This is a genomic window from Nocardia albiluteola (assembly GCF_018860155.1).
In the GTDB taxonomy this organism is placed as follows: domain Bacteria; phylum Actinomycetota; class Actinomycetes; order Mycobacteriales; family Mycobacteriaceae; genus Nocardia; species Nocardia albiluteola.
In genome coordinates, this window is the sequence record NZ_JAHKNI010000004.1 from 153829 (window position 1) to 168883 (window position 15055).

15 protein-coding genes are annotated in these 15055 nt (G+C 68.1%); 6 read left to right on the forward strand and 9 right to left on the reverse strand.

Translation table 11 applies throughout. The features are described 5' to 3' along the window. Nucleotides 1–57: 57 nt before the first annotated feature. Together KO481_RS13860 and KO481_RS13865 are read left to right on the forward strand one after the other, a co-directional pair. Nucleotides 58–1563 carry an alpha/beta hydrolase gene (locus tag KO481_RS13860; RefSeq protein ID WP_215917521.1) on the forward strand — a complete coding sequence of 502 codons (1506 nt, stop codon included), beginning with the start codon at nt 58–60 and terminating at the stop codon, nt 1561–1563. A gap of 211 nt (nt 1564–1774) precedes the next feature. Further along, nucleotides 1775–2005 (forward strand): hypothetical protein, encoded by a 231-nt coding sequence (locus KO481_RS13865; RefSeq protein ID WP_215917522.1) that lies wholly within the window; start codon nt 1775–1777, stop codon nt 2003–2005. A 34-nt stretch (nt 2006–2039) separates the two neighbouring features. Here KO481_RS13865 and KO481_RS13870 read toward each other — a convergent pair whose 3' ends face one another. The 4 genes from KO481_RS13870 to KO481_RS13885 form a co-directional block, all read right to left on the reverse strand. Next, nucleotides 2040–2642: a VOC family protein gene (locus KO481_RS13870; protein ID WP_215917523.1), complete on the reverse strand. Its 603-nt coding sequence runs from the start codon at nt 2640–2642 to the stop codon at nt 2040–2042. A 236-nt stretch (nt 2643–2878) separates the two neighbouring features. After that, nucleotides 2879–4918: an FAD-dependent oxidoreductase gene (locus tag KO481_RS13875; RefSeq protein ID WP_308166593.1), complete on the reverse strand. Its 2040-nt coding sequence runs from the start codon at nt 4916–4918 to the stop codon at nt 2879–2881. Further along, entirely contained in the window at nt 4911–5495 is a 585-nt protein-coding gene (locus KO481_RS13880) for a PadR family transcriptional regulator (RefSeq protein ID WP_215917525.1), read from the reverse strand. Before KO481_RS13880 ends, KO481_RS13875 begins: the two co-directional genes overlap by 8 nt. Before the next feature lie 168 nt (nt 5496–5663). Beyond that, nucleotides 5664–6287 carry a TetR family transcriptional regulator gene (locus KO481_RS13885; protein ID WP_245400890.1) on the reverse strand — a complete coding sequence of 208 codons (624 nt, stop codon included), beginning with the start codon at nt 6285–6287 and terminating at the stop codon, nt 5664–5666. 164 nt (nt 6288–6451) lie between these two features. Between KO481_RS13885 and KO481_RS13890 the strand changes: the two genes are divergently transcribed. The 3 genes from KO481_RS13890 to KO481_RS13900 are packed head-to-tail and all read left to right on the forward strand — an operon-like array spanning nt 6452 to nt 9113. Continuing rightward, nucleotides 6452–7558, forward strand: a complete 1107-nt coding sequence (locus KO481_RS13890) for a ferredoxin reductase (protein ID WP_215917526.1) — start codon at nt 6452–6454, stop codon at nt 7556–7558. Between the two features lie 35 nt (nt 7559–7593). Beyond that, entirely contained in the window at nt 7594–8793 is a 1200-nt protein-coding gene (locus KO481_RS13895; RefSeq protein ID WP_215917527.1) for a fatty acid desaturase family protein, read from the forward strand. Beyond that, a complete protein-coding gene (locus tag KO481_RS13900; RefSeq protein ID WP_215917528.1) occupies nt 8793–9113 on the forward strand; it encodes a hypothetical protein in 321 nt (106 codons plus the stop codon). The genes KO481_RS13895 and KO481_RS13900 overlap by 1 nt, the downstream gene beginning before the upstream one ends. On the opposite strand, the gene KO481_RS13905 is transcribed toward KO481_RS13900, so the two are convergent. Continuing rightward, entirely contained in the window at nt 9110–9685 is a 576-nt protein-coding gene (locus KO481_RS13905) for a DUF4254 domain-containing protein (RefSeq protein WP_215917529.1), read from the reverse strand. The two genes, KO481_RS13900 and KO481_RS13905, sit on opposite strands and share 4 nt — an antisense overlap. A gap of 363 nt (nt 9686–10048) precedes the next feature. Here KO481_RS13905 and KO481_RS13910 point away from each other — a divergent pair, with 363 nt between their 5' ends. Next, nucleotides 10049–10369, forward strand: a complete 321-nt coding sequence (locus KO481_RS13910; protein WP_215917530.1) for a hypothetical protein — start codon at nt 10049–10051, stop codon at nt 10367–10369. 400 nt (nt 10370–10769) lie between these two features. On the opposite strand, the gene KO481_RS13915 is transcribed toward KO481_RS13910, so the two are convergent. From KO481_RS13915 to KO481_RS13930, 4 genes are read right to left on the reverse strand one after another with little or no spacing between them, the layout of a single operon-like run. Beyond that, nucleotides 10770–11384: a GTP-binding protein gene (locus KO481_RS13915; RefSeq protein ID WP_372452041.1), complete on the reverse strand. Its 615-nt coding sequence runs from the start codon at nt 11382–11384 to the stop codon at nt 10770–10772. Then, complete coding sequence (locus KO481_RS13920) at nt 11365–11733, reverse strand: DUF742 domain-containing protein (protein WP_215917532.1); 369 nt, start codon at nt 11731–11733, stop codon at nt 11365–11367. The genes KO481_RS13915 and KO481_RS13920 overlap by 20 nt, the downstream gene beginning before the upstream one ends. Further along, nucleotides 11730–12158: a roadblock/LC7 domain-containing protein gene (locus KO481_RS13925; protein ID WP_215917533.1), complete on the reverse strand. Its 429-nt coding sequence runs from the start codon at nt 12156–12158 to the stop codon at nt 11730–11732. The genes KO481_RS13920 and KO481_RS13925 overlap by 4 nt, the downstream gene beginning before the upstream one ends. After that, a complete protein-coding gene (locus KO481_RS13930; protein WP_308166594.1) occupies nt 12155–14830 on the reverse strand; it encodes a sensor histidine kinase in 2676 nt (891 codons plus the stop codon). The genes KO481_RS13925 and KO481_RS13930 overlap by 4 nt, the downstream gene beginning before the upstream one ends. Between the last annotated feature and the right edge of the window lie 225 nt (nt 14831–15055).

Consider the following 15055-nt stretch of genomic DNA (forward strand, 5'->3'; position numbering starts at 1 on the left):
CGCAATGCCCGGCGGGATCACGATGAGTAGCCAGCAAGCCGAGCGAAACGAGATTCGATGAGAAGACCAGGTAGGGGGACGTTCGTCTGCGCGCTGACGGCGGCCATGCTCGCCGGCGTCGGGGTAGCGGCCGCGGTCCCCGAACCGGCCGTCGCCCCCGCAGGGCTGGAGCGGTTCTATCAGCAACGGCCGCAGTGGAAGCCATGCGACGAACCCGATCTTGCCAAGGCGGCTGCGCAGTGCGCCGACATTACGGTCCCGCTGAATTACGCCGAGCCGCAGGGGCAGACGATCACGGTGGCGATCGATCGCCTGCCTGCGACCGATCCCGCGCACCGGCGCGGGATCATGCTGTCCAATCCGGGCGGTCCCGGCGGCCCGGGCCTGGGCTTCGGCCTGGAATACGGTGCGGCGCTGGCCCCGGACGTGCGCGCCCGATACGACCTGATCGATATGGATCCGCGCGGTATCGGCCGATCGACGCCGGTGGACTGCGGATGGCCGATCGGCTTCGGGCTGCAGTCCGCGGGGGAGAGCCGGTTGAGCTTCGGCGAATCCGTTGCCACACATGCGGACCTGGCGGCGCGATGCGTTGCCGCCGAGCACGGCAAACTGCCGTACATCACCACGCGCAATAGCGCCCGCGATATGGACGTGATCCGGGCCGCGCTGGGGGAGAACAGGATCAGCTACTACGGCGTCTCCTACGGCACCTATCTGGGGGCGGTGTATGCGCAGCTGTTCCCCGAGCGCGTCGATCGGCTCGTGCTGGACAGCGCGGTCGACCCGCAGCGGTACGGCATCGGCATGATCCAGGACATGACCGCGCCCAACGAGGCGGCATTCGAGGCATGGACCGTCTGGACCGCCGCGCGTGACGACCGATATCACCTGGGCGCCACGGCTTCCGCGGTACGCGCAACGGTGACCGGACTGATCGACCGGTCCGCCCGGGATCCCATCCGGATCGGTTCCTATCGGGTGGACGACCACTGGATGCCGGTGGTGCTGTTCGGAGGCCTGGACAATCCGCTCCACTACGACGTGCTGGCAGGGGAGATTCAGCAGCTCGCCGCCGCGGCGGCGGGACAACCCGTGCGGCCCGCCGGGGACCTCGACCAGGCCCTGTCGCACATGCTCACGGCCCCGGCGCCGGGCGGTTACGGCCAGGACTTCGTCCTGTGCGGCGACGTCGCCGCGCCCCGGAACCCGCTCTGGTACTGGCACAATATCGAGGCGAGCCGGGCCACCGCACCGGTCTTCGGCGCCTTCACCAACAACCTCACGACCTGCGCCTTCTGGCCCAGGCCGATCGAGCCGCCGACCGCGGTGCACAACGCGGTGCCCGCGCTGATCGTGCAGTCCACCGGCGACACCCGCACCGCGTACTCCGAAGGTGTTGCCCTGCACCGCGATATGACAGCCTCCCGCCTGATCACCCTGCAGGGCGTCGCCATCCACGGCATACTGGGCCGCTACCCGGATCGGTGCGTGGAGTCCGCCATCAACGCCTACTACCGCGACGGCGTCCTGCCCGCCGCCGACAGCACCTGCACCGGCTGATTCGGCTGCGACATGTGCGTACCTCCGCATCCGCTCCGGCCGTGCGCGGTCCAAGGGCGGCTTCGCCGACAGCGCCGATCAGGCCGCGGCGAACCGGATCTCGAGCCCGCCCGTCGCGACCGGGTCCGCCTCCCTCCACATCTGTTCGGTAAGGGCGAGGTCGGCGACACCGATCACCAGGGCCTGAACCTCGTCGACGGGACCCTCGACGATGCCGGGACGATTCGCGGGCCGAACCGACGATGTGGGCTACCGGGTGGCCGACGCCGCGGAGACCGTCGGAGAAGGCCTCATCGAACGAGCGGGTCACGGAAATACGAAGGCGAACAAGATAATCCGGCACACCGTCGCCCAGGTGGAGCATACGGCGATCCGCTGGAGCAAGGAATTGGGCGACAGGGCCATCCAACTCGGCGAGCAGCTCACCGAACGTCGCCGGTGAGCGGTATCGGCGGTCTGCCGCCCCGAGACACCGCCTAGCGGGGACGGGGTTCGTAGAAGGCTATGCCCCAGTTCAGGTGTCCGTGCCAGACGCTGGCGATCCGGCCGCCCTGCACCGCGGCCTTGGGCTCGCCGACCGGGCCGCCCGCGGCGTGCACTGCGGCGACCGTGGCGTCGAGATCGGTTGTGCCGAAGGCAATTCCGGGAAGGCTGGCGGGTTTGCCCGACCCGACCACCTCGAGTACCGCCGCGCCGGCGCGATAGAAGGCCATCTCCGGGCCTGCGGGGCCGCGGGGGTGGAAACGGCGCCGTGGTTCGGCGCCGAGGACGGAATTGAGTGCCGTAATCGCGTCGTCGAGATCGGGCACCCAGTACACGACGTGATCGATGAAGCTCACCGCGTTGGGGTGCGGGGCGTCGGCGTCACCGGCACCCTGGTCGGCGGCGTGGGGCAGCAGCTCGGGAATGTCCAGGGCGGCGGGATCGGCGGAAGTGCCGTCGAAGCCCCAGCTGGGTGCCGTATTCACCGTGCACTCGATCTCGCCGATCCGGAAGCGCCCGTCGGCGATCGCGAAACCCAGTGCCGCCCAGGATTTTTCCTCGCCCGGCAGGCCGAGGCGGGTCAGGGCGGCGCTCACGACTCCACCTCGCTGGCGCTCGGCTCCGTCGTGCCCGGGGCGCGCTGGCCTGACGGTTCACTCCGCTTCGCTCCGCTCACGACTCCACCTCGCTGGCGCTCGGCTCCGTCGTGCGCGCCGCGCGCTGGCCTGACGGTTCACTCCGCTTCGCTCCGCTCACGACTCCACCTCACGGCTACTCGGCTCCGTCCCGCGTGAGGCGTGTCGGCCCGATGGTTCGCTCTGTCCCGGCCCGCTCACAGCTCCGCGGCCAATCTGGTGCCCTGGTCGATCGCCCGCTTGGCATCCAGCTCGGCCGCGACGTCGGCGCCGCCGATCAGATGGACGCTCACGCCGGCCGCGGTCAGCGGCTCGGCCAGCTCACGCACGGATTCCTGTCCGGCACAGAGAATGACGTTGTCGCAATCGATGACGGTGGCCCGGGATCGCTGCTCGCCGAAGCTGATGTGCAGGCCGCGGTCGTCGATGCGCTCGTAGTTCACCCCGCCGATCTGCTCGACGCCCTTGGCCTTGACCGCGGCGCGGTGCACCCAGCCGGTGGTCTTGCCCAGGCTCTTGCCGAAGGAACCCGATTTGCGTTGCAGCAGAACCACTTCGCGGGTGGCGGGGGAGGGACGCGGGGTGGTGAGCTGACCGAGGGCGTCCGGATCGTCACTGATGACTCCCCATTCCTGTTTCCACTCGTCCAGCTTCAGCGACGGATGCCCCTCGACGGTGAGGAATTCGCTGACGTCGTAGCCGATTCCGCCCGCGCCGATCACCGCGACCTTCTTGCCGACCGGCCTCTCCTCCCGCACGAGCTCGGCGTAGGTGAGCACCTTCGGGTGGTCGATGCCCGGAATGTTCGGAATGCGCGGGCGCACACCGGTGGCCAGCACGACGTGGTCGTACCGGCCCTCGATCAGCTCCGCCGCCCCGACCCGCCGGTCGAGGAACACCCGCACGCCCGCGACCTCCAGCTTGCGCGTGAAATAGCGGATGGTCTCGTTGAATTCCTCCTTGCCCGGGATGCGCCGGGCGATGTCGAATTGACCGCCGATCTTGTTGTCGGCCTCGAACAGATCGACCTTGTGCCCGCGCTCGGCCAGGTTCACCGCGGCCGACAGCCCGGCCGGGCCCGCGCCGACGACCGCGATCCGCCGCATCCGCCGGGTGGGCAGCAGCCGCAGTTCGGTCTCGTGGCCCGCGCGCGGATTCAGCAGGCAGGACACCGTTTTGTGGACGAAGGCGTGGTCCAGGCAGGCCTGGTTGCAGGCGATGCAGGTGTTGATCTCGTCCTCGCGGGTCGCGCGGGCCTTGTTCGCCCATTCCGGATCGGCCAGCAGCGGGCGCGCCATCGAGATCAGGTCGGCGTCGCCTCGGGTCAGGATCTCCTCGGCCGTCTCGGGCATGTTGATCCGATTGGAGGCACAGACCGGAATGCTCACGCGCGCGGTGACCTTCGCGGTGTACTCGGCGAAGGCCGCGCGCGGCACCGAGGTGACGATGGTCGGCACCCGTGCCTCGTGCCAGCCGATGTCGGTGTTGATGATGCTGACCCCCGCGGCTTCCAATTCCGTTGCCAGCGCCAGGATTTCGTGCTCTGTCTGGCCGTGCTCCACGAATTCGGCCATGGACAGCCGGAATACGATGATGAAGTCCGGACCCACCGCGGCCCGGATGCGCCGCACGATCTCGAGCGGGAATCGCCGCCGGTTCTCCGCCGAACCGCCCCAGCGGTCCGTGCGCTTGTTGGTGCGCGGGGCGAGGAACTGGTTGATCAGATAGCCCTCGCCGCCCATGATTTCGGCGCCGTCGTACCCGGCGAGCTTGGCCAGCTCCGCGCACCGGACATAGTCGTCGATGGTGCGCTCGACGCCCTTGTCCGACAGTTTGCGCGGCCGGAACGGATTGATCGGCGCCTTGATCGAGGAGGCCGACACGCTGAACGGCACATAGGCATAGCGCCCGGCGTGCAGGATCTGGATGGCGATCTTGCCGCCCTCGGCGTGCACCGCGCGGGTGATCGCGCGGTGCCGGTAGGCCTCGGTCCGGTTGGTGAGCTTGGCGCCCAGCGGCAGCAGCCAGCCCTCCCGATTCGGCGCGTAGCCACCGGTGATGATGAGTCCGACACCGCCGCGGGCCCTTTCGGCGAAATAGGCCGCCAGCTTGTTCGTATCCCAGGCCCGGTCCTCGAGGCCGGTATGCATGGATCCCATCACCACCCGGTTGCGCAGGGTGGTGAAGCCCAGATCCAGCGGTTCGAACAGGTGCGGATAAGGGTTCGGCTCACTCACGTGGGTCACCTTTCGGTCCGGGGCGGGGAGGGGGAGCATTATCACCGCCGAGCGCGGCGAGTACCTCGTCGCACCACTCGGCGAATCCCGACTCGATGCGAATACCGCCGCGCAGCACCAGATATTGGTACAGCGCGGTGCCGGTGAGGCCGTGCGGGTCGGGGAAGTCCTTCTTCTCGATCAGCTGGAACAGCTCGAGCCGCTGGGCGTGGGCGTCGCGATGACGGGTCACCTCGGCGCGCAGCGCCGCGAGATCGCCGTGCGCGGCGGCGCGAATCTTCACGCCCAGCTCGCTGCGGAGCGGGCCGACATCCTCGGCGGGCGCGGCGATCCAGCGGGCCAGTTCGGTTCGCCCGGCCGGGCTCACGGTGTAGACCTTCTTGTCCGGCCGGCCCTCCTGAGCGACGGCCTCGCTCGCCACCCAGCCCTGCTGCTCCATGCGCTTGAGCACACGGTATATCTGCTGGTGGGAGGCGCTCCAGAAGAAGCCGATCGACTTGTCGAACCGGCGAGCCAGCTCGTAGCCCGAACCGGCGCGCTCGGTCAGCGATACCAGCAGCGCATGCTCGAGGGCCATGCGCCGAGGCTAACTGACACTTGCCGTCCTATGCAACTGGGTGCATAGGGACAGCTGTTCACAGCCGGGGACTCGAGGTAGCGTCGGGTGCGGTGCTCGGAAGCACCAGCTCGGATACGGGAAGGACGTCTCGCGATCCCGGGAGGTTCGCGAGGCGTCCTTCTGTATCTATGGCACCGAGCGCCAGGCGGCCATGCCCAGGGCGATCAGTCGCACCTGTCGCACGGTGCGTTCCACGACGTTCTGGCGGTCGCGGGGCAGCGCGGCCACGTAGTCGGCGATGTGCCCCGCAACCGTCGAGACGATGAGATCCGCGGCCAGCTCCAGATCCTCGGGCGACCAGCTGTCCAGCGCGCGCAGGCGGGACAGGTCGACGACCAATTCCCTGGTGAGAAGCTGCATTTCGATCGAGATGGCGGTGCGCAGGACGGCCGACCCGCCGTACCGTTCACGAACCAGGAAGCCGTACAGCGCATCTCGCCCGGCGATCTGTGCGAAGACGAAGCGCACCGTCTCGGCGAGGCGGGCATCGGGGGCGCGCCGCAGATCCCGTAGGGCCAAACGCAATTGGCGCACGCCCTCGTCGACGAGTGTGGTGCCGAGCTCGTCCAGCGAGGCGAAGTGACGGTAGAACGCGGTGGGCACGATGCCCGCCGAGCGCGCGACCTCCCGCAGGCTCAGCGCGGCGAATCCGCGCTCCGCGGCCAGCTCGAGGGTGCCCTCCAGCAGCGCGTGGCGGGTGCGCTCCTTGCGCTCCCCCCGGGACTCTGTCTGTTCGCTGCGCTCGGTCATCTCGGTGAGCATACATCCGTTCACGATGCGCCTGCTCCTCTCGGTGTCGCGTCGGTCACACGACCTGCTGGTTGAAATTCCGTGCCGTGTCGGAGCACACTTGGATCAGTGTACAGATGTGCACTGAAATTCTACGAGCTACACCGGGTGGTGGGAGAAGAGTTATGGCAGGACTGATCGATCTGGTTCAGACGCTGACCACACCGCATACCCTGGATCGCTATCTGGAACTCGTGCGCCCCACGCTGACCGTGCGCGACATGCGCGCGGAGATCGTCGAGGTGGATCGGCGCACGCCCGGCTCGATCACCCTGACGCTGCGGCCGACCCGGCAGTGGCGAGGGCACCTCGCGGGACAGTATGTGCAGATCGGGGTGTTGATCGACGGCGTCAAGCACACCCGGTGCTATTCGCCGATCGATCCGCAGGGCGCCACGCGGCGGCTGCGGCTGACGGTCAAGGCGCATCCGCACGGCCTGGTTTCGCGGTATCTGCACCGCCACGCCGCGCCCGGCATGGTGGTGGATCTGGCTCCCGCGGCGGGCGTGTTCACCCTGCCGCAGCGGCGCCCGGATGGGATCGTGCTGATCAGCGGCGGCAGCGGGATCACCCCGGTGCTGTCCATACTGCGCACCCTGGACGCGGAGAATCATCGCGGGCCGGTGGTGTTCCTGCACTACGCGCACTCGCCCGAGGCGGTGCCCCATCGCGTGGAACTGGCGGAAATTGCCGAGCGGCACAACAACTTCCGGATCGCCCTGTGCTATCCGCGGCTGGGCCGGTCCGAACTGCTGGACGGCGCGCCCTGGAGTTGCGCGAAGAACCCGGTGGCGGGGCTGTTCGGCTACGACCAGCTCGAGCGCATCGCGCCGTGGTTCGCCACCGCCCAGACCTATGTGTGCGGTCCGGCGCCGCTGATGACGGCGGTCCGCACCGTCTACCAGGCTGAACAGCTCGACGACCGGCTGCACCGAGAGGAGTTCACGCTCGCCGCGGCGCCGGTGGATCCGGGCGAGATCACCGGCGTCACCACCTTCTCCGCCAGCGCGACAACCGTGCCCAACGCCGGTGCCACCCTGCTCGAACAGGCTGAATCCGCCGGCCTCACACCGGAATACGGCTGCCGGATGGGAATCTGCTTCTCCTGCACCTCGATCAAGCGCTCCGGCTGCACCCGCAACCTGCGCACCGGGGAGCTGGACAGCGATCCCGATCAGCCGATTCAGCTCTGCATCAACGCCGCCGTGGGCGACGTGGATATCGAAATCTGAAGGGGAGAGCCGTGAGCGAGCGAAGCGAGGGAACTATGAACACAGCACCACAGGTTGCAGCGGAGCGAAGCGGAGCTGCGACCATACTGACCGAAACCCAGGACGGCCCGCTGGTTCTCAGTCCGCAGCAGGTCGAGGACATCGGCCGCGCGCTGGACGAGCTGCGCGACCGCATCACCGCCGACCTCGGCGAGCGTGACCGGGACTACATCTACTCGATCATCAAGGCGCAGCGCGGTTTCGAGATCGCCGGGCGCGGGCTGATGTACCTGGGATTCCTGCCGCCGTTCTGGCTGGCCGGGGTGGCGGCGCTGAGCCTGTCCAAGATCCTGGACAACATGGAGATCGGCCACAACGTCATGCACGGCCAGTGGGACTGGATGCGGGAACCGGGCCTGAATTCGCGTGTCTTCGAATGGGATACGGTCTGCCCGGCCGATCAGTGGAAGCATTCGCACAACTACATGCACCACACATACACCAATATCCACGGCCGCGACCGCGACATCGGGTACGGCATCCTGCGCATCGACGAGGGCCAGCGGTGGAATCCCTACTACCTGGGCAACCCGATCTACGCCGCCCTGCTGATGCTGCTGTTCGAATGGGGCGTGATGCTGCACGATCTCGAGGCCGAGAACATCGTGCGGGGCAAGCGGTCCTGGTCCGAGGTCAAGCGGCTGCTGAAGGGGCAGTGGCGCAAGGCGGGCAGGCAGGTGCTCAAGGACTACGTGGTGTTCCCGCTGCTGTCCGGGCCGCTGTTCGTCTCCACGCTGGCCGGTAATGCCACCGCCAACCTGGTGCGCAACGTGTGGGCGTACTCGATCATCTTCTGCGGTCACTTCCCCTCGGGCGTACAGACGTTCACCGAGGAGGAGACCGCCGAGGAGACCCGGGGCGAATGGTATGTGCGTCAGATGCTCGGCTCGGCCAACATCACCGGCGGCAAGCTGTTCCACATCCTGTCCGGCAACCTCTCGCACCAGATCGAGCACCACCTGTTCCCGGACCTGCCCGCCAACCGGTATCCCGAGATGGCCCCGGAGGTCCGCGTCCTGTGCGAGAAGTACGGGTTGCCCTACAACACCGGCCCGCTGAGCAAGCAGATCGGTTCGGTCTGGCTCAAGCTGTTTCGCCTGGCGCTGCCGCCCGCGCTCGCCGGGAAGACGCCGCAGCCAGCTGTTATCGTGATGAGAAACAAGCCACAGCCGGATCCGAGTGAAGCGGGCGTTTGATGATCGGGAAATTCGAGAGCAACAAGGATCTGATCCAGGAGCTGACCTCCTCGGGGGCGCGGCACGTCGGCAACATCGCCTCGATCATCACGGGCACGGTCTCGGAGGTGACCCGGGAGATCGGTGACTGGATCACCGACGCGATCGAAATGCGGGAGGCCGCCGCGGCCGCGCAGCGCGACCGCGAGGCCGCGCACGGCGTCAACGCCGGGCGCGAGGAGCCCGACGTGCTGATCGACGAGCCCGCGCCCAGTGCACGGGTGTCCGCCGACCAGCCGTACATCGATGCCAACGTCGAGATCGTCGACCCGGGGCGCTAGAACACCGGCAGCCGCCGCCGGTGTTCGGTCACGTCGGTGATCAGATCCTTGTAGCCGTCGGCCAGTTCGGCGAGCTGGACCCAGTGCAGGTGGGCCTGCGCGTCCACCCCGTGCGGGCCGCCGATACCGGCCCGGGTACGCGCGCCGGACTTGACGGCGGTGCACGGCAGGCCCAGGGCATCCTGTGCCGCAACCCATTTCGCCGCCATGCGGTCGATCACCGCGCCGAGGGTTTCGGTGTGCAGTGAGGCGCCGGAGCGGTGCGCGATATTGTCGGCCACCCAGATGTCTATGCCCGCAACTTGTTTCGCGCGTTCGGCGTCGATGTCGTCGACCAGCTGGCTGTAGTGGGCCCGCTGATCGCTGCCCGCGCCGGGGGCGTGCGCGGCCGCGAGCGCGAGATACCGGCGCTCGTGACAGCCGACCAATTCGTGGGCGGCATCCAGCACGGGACGATGTCGGCCGTGGGCCGGGCCTCGCCCGTCGACGGGTGCGCGGAAGGCCCGCAGCAGTTCCACCACCGACGGCAGCTCGTCGGATCCGATACGGCTACCGGCATATTCGGTCGCCATAACACTCCCACCCTTGCTTCGGGATCGGACCGTGGTTGCGCCAGGGCCAGGGAGGTTGGGGGGGTGCGCTCCCCGGCACCGGCGCAGTCCCTGTTCCCGCACGCGGCAGCCCACCGCAAAAGGACACGGTGAGAACCGGGAAATCCGCGACGATGCGATGAGCAATGAGTCCAGGAAACGGGACTCTTTCAGGAAAGCGCGTCCAGATAGCCCGCGCAACAGGACGAACCCCTCATGGCCAAGCTGCCGAGTAATCGTTATAGACAGTTACGGCCGTGTCACGTGCTCGCGAAGATCGATGATCTATCGGGGGCGCGGCGAGATGGCTGCGCCACGCCCGAAAGTTCCGTAACCTGGTATTTCATGTCCGCCTACGTGTCCTCCCCGGAGCTGACCTTCTCCTTCCTGTTCGCGCTGGAAGATCCGGAGCGAATCGCGGAGGTGGTGCGTGGCCTCATGGAGCGCCGCACGGTGTCGGTCTTCCGGCTCGCCCCGATGTCCGGGGCGGACGGTCCGCCGGAGCGGTACGTCGTGAATTGGGCGTCGATCCCGCAGATCTCGATCACCACCGCGGTTCCCGAAACTGAGGAGTTGCTGGAGCGGAGGCCGATGCTCGTCAATGCCTTTCTGAGCGAGGGCGGCGATATCAGTCTCTACTCCGCGGAAGGGAAAATGCGCCGGTAGGGGGCGGTATTGACGAGATCTGCATCGCCCGTTGTGCGCGACTCGTTACGGTGATCTTTAACATGAGACCTCTCAGTCCTTTGTCAGCTACGGATCAGTGAACTCTCAGATCGGCCCAGCAGGGTGGTCCTGGTCGGTGGTCCAATACGGAGCACCGACGGTTCCACGCCCCTGACAAGAGAGGTTGATCTTTTATGATCCCGGTCATCATCAACACTGGTTCGGCTGCGCTCAACGGCGTCCTCAGCACCGGCAGCGCTGCTTTCCACGGCCTGGCCAGCACCCTGTGGACCGGCTCCTTCGGCTAAATCGCAGCTGACGCGAGTGCACGCTCGCATACCGCCCCGGCGTCCCGCGGACTCCGGGGCGGTGTCGTGTCCCGCGCCGGGACGTGGGCGGATCAGCTCGCGCGGGCCAGACGCTGGACCAGCACCTGTTCCAGCAGCGCCACCAGTACCTGCTTCACCGACTCGCGGCTGCGGGCATCGCATTCGACCATATGGATGGATTCATCGACGCGCAGCGCCTCGCGCACCTCGTCCAGATCGAAGCGGTCGCCACCGTCGAATCGGTTGACCGCCACCACGAACGGGGTGCCGTTGCGCTCGAAGAAGTCCAGGACCGGATAGCAATCCTCGATCCGTCCGGTATCGATCAGGATCACCCCGCCCAGGGCGCCGTCGAGCAGGTCGTCCCACAGGAATTCGAACCGCTCCTGGCCCGGCGTGCCGAACATGTACAGCACCAGCGAACGGTCCAGGGTGATCCGGCCGAAGTCCATCGCCACGGTGGTGGTCGTCTTGCCCGTGTACTGCTCCGGATCCACCCCCGTCGACACCTCGGTCATCGCGGCCTCGGTGGACAGCGGTTCGATCTCGGAGATGGCGCCGATGAAGGTGGTCTTGCCGACGCCGAAGCCGCCGCTCACCACGATCTTGACCGAGACGGCGGCCTGTTCCGGTGGGGCCGGGGTGGGTTCCGGTGTAGCTGAAGTCTCAGAGTGCCCGAACAAGATCCCTGATCCTCTCGATGGCTGCGGTGGATAGATCATCGGCCGACGCCGCCTCCGCGTGACCGGCGAGCATCAGATCGCTGACCACGATCCGAGCCACGCCGATCGGAACACGCAGTGTGGCAGCGATTTCGGCGATGGAATGGGGGTGTCGGCACAGCAGCGCCACGGTCCGTTGCTCGAACCGCAGCGATGCCGAGGGTGCGGTGTGGGTTGTGCGGATGAGGGTTTCGACGCGCAGCCCGTCGACCAGCGGGGTGGTTCGCCCGGCCGTCATGAGGAACGGCCGGACCACGGGGCCGGTATCTCCGTGCTCCGCATCCGCGGTGTCGCCAGGCTGGCGGTCGATCATCCGCGCAGCGACTGTCGTAATTCGGCGATCAGTGCCGGGGTCAGGATCGCGCCGGCCCGATCGGCGAGGATGGCCATCTGATATCCGACCAGGCCCACATCGCTGTCATTGTCGGCGATGACGCCGATGCAACTGCCGTCGGAGATCGCCGACACCAGCAGGAAACCCCGCCGCATCTCGATCATGATCAGCTTCAGGCCATCGAAATCGTAACTGCGCGCGGCGCTTCGGGCCAGGCTCACCAGTCCGGAGACCATCGCGGCGAGGCGGTCCGCGCCGGCCCGGTCCAGCCCCTCCGACATCGCCATCAGCAGCCCGTCCGAGGACACCGCGACGGTATCCCGGACACCGTCGGTGGAGCGCACGAAATCGGTGAGCAGCCAGTTGAAGGTGTGTGAACCGGATTCCGGCAGTTGAGTGGTCACCGGGGGTCCTCCTGTGCTGTGGATGCCGGAATTGGCGCCGGCTCATGCATTTCGCCGCGCCGATGACCGGCCCGGAAGCTTGAAAGCATACCCCTGGTCTGCTCGGCGGAGTGGTCCACCGCGGGCGATGTCCGGTGTCGCGGCGGCGCCGGTGAGGCGGGTGTGGCGGCGACCGGATCCGGTGCGGTTGGGGACGGAATCCGCTTGGCGCGCTTGACCAGACCGTTGCGGGTTCGTTCCACTTCCGGCGCGGCGGTGGCGGCGCGTTCCGAATGGCCTGGCGCATTCGATTGCGGCTCAGCTGGATTCGGATCGGTCACCGGAGGCGATGACCGTGGAGTGGGGGTTGCCGGGGCGGTGCCCGGGGCCTGCCCGTTGGTCCAGGCCGACTGCACCGAATGCCTATTCCGTTGCGTGGAAAGGGCGTTCAGGGAATCCTTGATTCGGCCCGGCGGCAGTGTCGGGAACGGATCCGGGCGGGCCGCCGCGCCGTTCGTCGAGGCATCGTACGGAGCGGAATCCGTTGCGGTCACCGGATTTTCGGAGAATGCCCAGTTCGAGCCGTTCGCCGGTGCCGGGTCGAACGGCGCCCGGGCATTGTGGTCCGCCGCGATTGCCGGACGGTCGTGTGCGGCCGCTTCCAACGCCGAGCGGTCCTCGCTCGCCGACAGTGTGGTCGGAGAGCCCCCGGCGGGCAACGCGGCCTGCGCCGACTGGAGGGCCAGGGAGGTGCGGGGTGCGACCGGCCCGGCGAGCAGCGTGAGGGGCAGCAGCATCCGGGCCGCCACACCGCTGATCGGCGAGACCGTCAGCTCCACCTCGATGCCCAGGCGTCGGCTCAGTCGCCCGACGACGTGGTGCCCCAGGAACCGCGTCGGCGCGACCATGAAGTCGGCCTCCCCGCGCAGCCGCGCGTTGGCGGCCGCCAACTGCTCGGGCGACATGCCGATGCCGTGGTCGACCACGGCCAGCAGGTACCGCTGCCCGACGAGGCGGCCGTAAATCTCGACCTCGACCTCGGGCGGCGAGAAGGACAGCCCGTTCTCGATCAGTTCCGCCAGCATGTGGGCGAGCTCGCTGACCACACCGCCGGTGACCGGCACGTCGTCGACGCGGCGCACCACTACCCGCCGATAGTTCTCGACCTCCGACAGGGCCGCACGGATGACGTCGGTCAGCGGGATCGGCTCGCTCCACCGGCGCGGGCTGGCCTGGCCGACCATGACCAGCAGGCTCTCGGCGTTACGCCGCATGCGGGTGGCCAGATGGTCGAGCTCGAACATGTTCGACAGCGCCCGCGGGTCGAGCTCCTCGCGTTCGAACTCGCTGATCAGCGCCAGCTGGCGGCGCAGCAGATTCTGATTGCGCCGGCCCAGGTTGGCCAGCGATTCGGTGGTGTTGCGGCGCACCGTCGCCTGCGCCGCGCCGAGCTCGTAGGCGGTCGTCTGCACACGGTCGAATGCCACGGCCACCTGGGCGATCTCGACGCTCGCGCGTTCGGGGGCGGGCACCGGCTCGGGCGGGCCGGGATCGTCCGCGTCCGGATCCTGCCAGGCGCGGATCAGCGCGGGCAGCCGCTGGGTGGCGACCTCGTCGGCCGTCGCCGCGAGCGCGGCCAGCGGGCGCACGATGGCCCGCACGCCGGAGAAGACCAGCCGCGCCAGCACCAGCAGTGCGAGCAGGGTGCCGACGCCGTATCCGACCAGGGTCCGCTCGGCGATCTGACGCAGGTGCTGGGCGCGCTGATTGATGTCGGCGCCGATCGACTGCTGCACGCCGCGCTCCGCATCGATTACCGAGCTCGTCTGTGCCCACCAATCGGTCGCGGAGACCGGCGTGAGGAGCGGTCCGTGCTGCGCCGCGATGGCGACGCCCTCCGACTCGGCGGAGCGCAGCGCGTCGGCCGAGTGCATCAAACTGGTCACCGCCACGCGCTCGCTCGGGGTCGCATCGCGCGGATATGTCTCCAGCGCGGCCTGTTTCGCGGCCCGGATGTCGAGGAACTGCACGTACTCGCCGGGGCCGAACCCGCCGGCGGCGAAGACGCCGCTGAGGAAGCCGCGTTCCTGCGCGGTGAATTCCTTCGCATCGCCCAGGGAGTACAGCGCGGACAGGCCCCGCCACACCTGATCGTCCTGGGCGTGGTCGAGTCCGAGCCGGGTGCGGGTGAGCGCGGTAATCGCATCGGTGTAGAAGGCGAAGGCGGTCGTGCGGTCGGTGCGGTGCGCGTCGATTCCGGCCCGCTCGTCGCTCAGCGCCGCCAGATCCCGCAGCGCGGCACGCACATCGCCGACGCCCGGGGCGCGGTCGTCCAGTGCCGCGCTCAACGCCTGCAGGGCCCGGTCGGTGGCGGGGCGCTGGGCGTCGAGCGCCTGCCGCATCGCCGCGTCGCCGGCGAGCATGCCGTTGGACAGGCCCCGCTCGCGCTGCACCTCCTGCACCAGGTCCTGGACCGACAGCGTCAGCGACACCGCGCGCACCGTCTTGTCGGTGGCCCGGTACGCACGCACCTGGCCGGCCATCAGCAGACCCAGCAGGACGAGCACCAGGACGACCGAAACCGCCAGCACTCGGATCAATTGACCGCGGATGGTGCGCGGACGCAACAGCCCGATCGTCGTGGCACGTTGCTTGCTACCGTTCGGCAACAATGGTGCTCGACGGAATTGCACTTCGACTCCTCATTCCCGCTCCCCGCACGGCCTTCGGCCCGAGCTGCGGACAATCAGAAGCAAGGTGACACATGACGCCGCTTCTCGCAACACGAGAGGGTGGATGTGACGAAGCAAACGGAGTGTCGGCGCGTGTCATCACAGTCGATGACACATCCACCTCGGAAAGAACCATGAACGTGACCTGGTTGCGAAACAATCGGTGGTATCGCGGCTCGGCGTCGA

What these genes read in the sequence shown, in the direction of transcription:
- KO481_RS13865 (WP_215917522.1), top strand. Translation starts at nt 1,775, where the DNA reads ATGCCGGGACGATTCGCGGGCCGAACCGACGATGTGGGCTACCGGGTG.
- KO481_RS13905 (WP_215917529.1), bottom strand. Translation starts at nt 9,685, where the DNA reads ATGGCGACCGAATATGCCGGTAGCCGTATCGGATCCGACGAGCTGCCG.
- KO481_RS13880 (WP_215917525.1), bottom strand. Translation starts at nt 5,495, where the DNA reads ATGGCCCTCGAGCATGCGCTGCTGGTATCGCTGACCGAGCGCGCCGGT.
- KO481_RS13900 (WP_215917528.1), top strand. Translation starts at nt 8,793, where the DNA reads ATGATCGGGAAATTCGAGAGCAACAAGGATCTGATCCAGGAGCTGACC.
- KO481_RS13885 (WP_245400890.1), bottom strand. Translation starts at nt 6,287, where the DNA reads ATGACCGAGCGCAGCGAACAGACAGAGTCCCGGGGGGAGCGCAAGGAG.
- KO481_RS13890 (WP_215917526.1), top strand. Translation starts at nt 6,452, where the DNA reads ATGGCAGGACTGATCGATCTGGTTCAGACGCTGACCACACCGCATACC.
- KO481_RS13920 (WP_215917532.1), bottom strand. Translation starts at nt 11,733, where the DNA reads ATGATCGACCGCCAGCCTGGCGACACCGCGGATGCGGAGCACGGAGAT.
- KO481_RS13910 (WP_215917530.1), top strand. Translation starts at nt 10,049, where the DNA reads ATGTCCGCCTACGTGTCCTCCCCGGAGCTGACCTTCTCCTTCCTGTTC.
- KO481_RS13860 (WP_215917521.1), top strand. Translation starts at nt 58, where the DNA reads ATGAGAAGACCAGGTAGGGGGACGTTCGTCTGCGCGCTGACGGCGGCC.
- KO481_RS13895 (WP_215917527.1), top strand. Translation starts at nt 7,594, where the DNA reads ATGAACACAGCACCACAGGTTGCAGCGGAGCGAAGCGGAGCTGCGACC.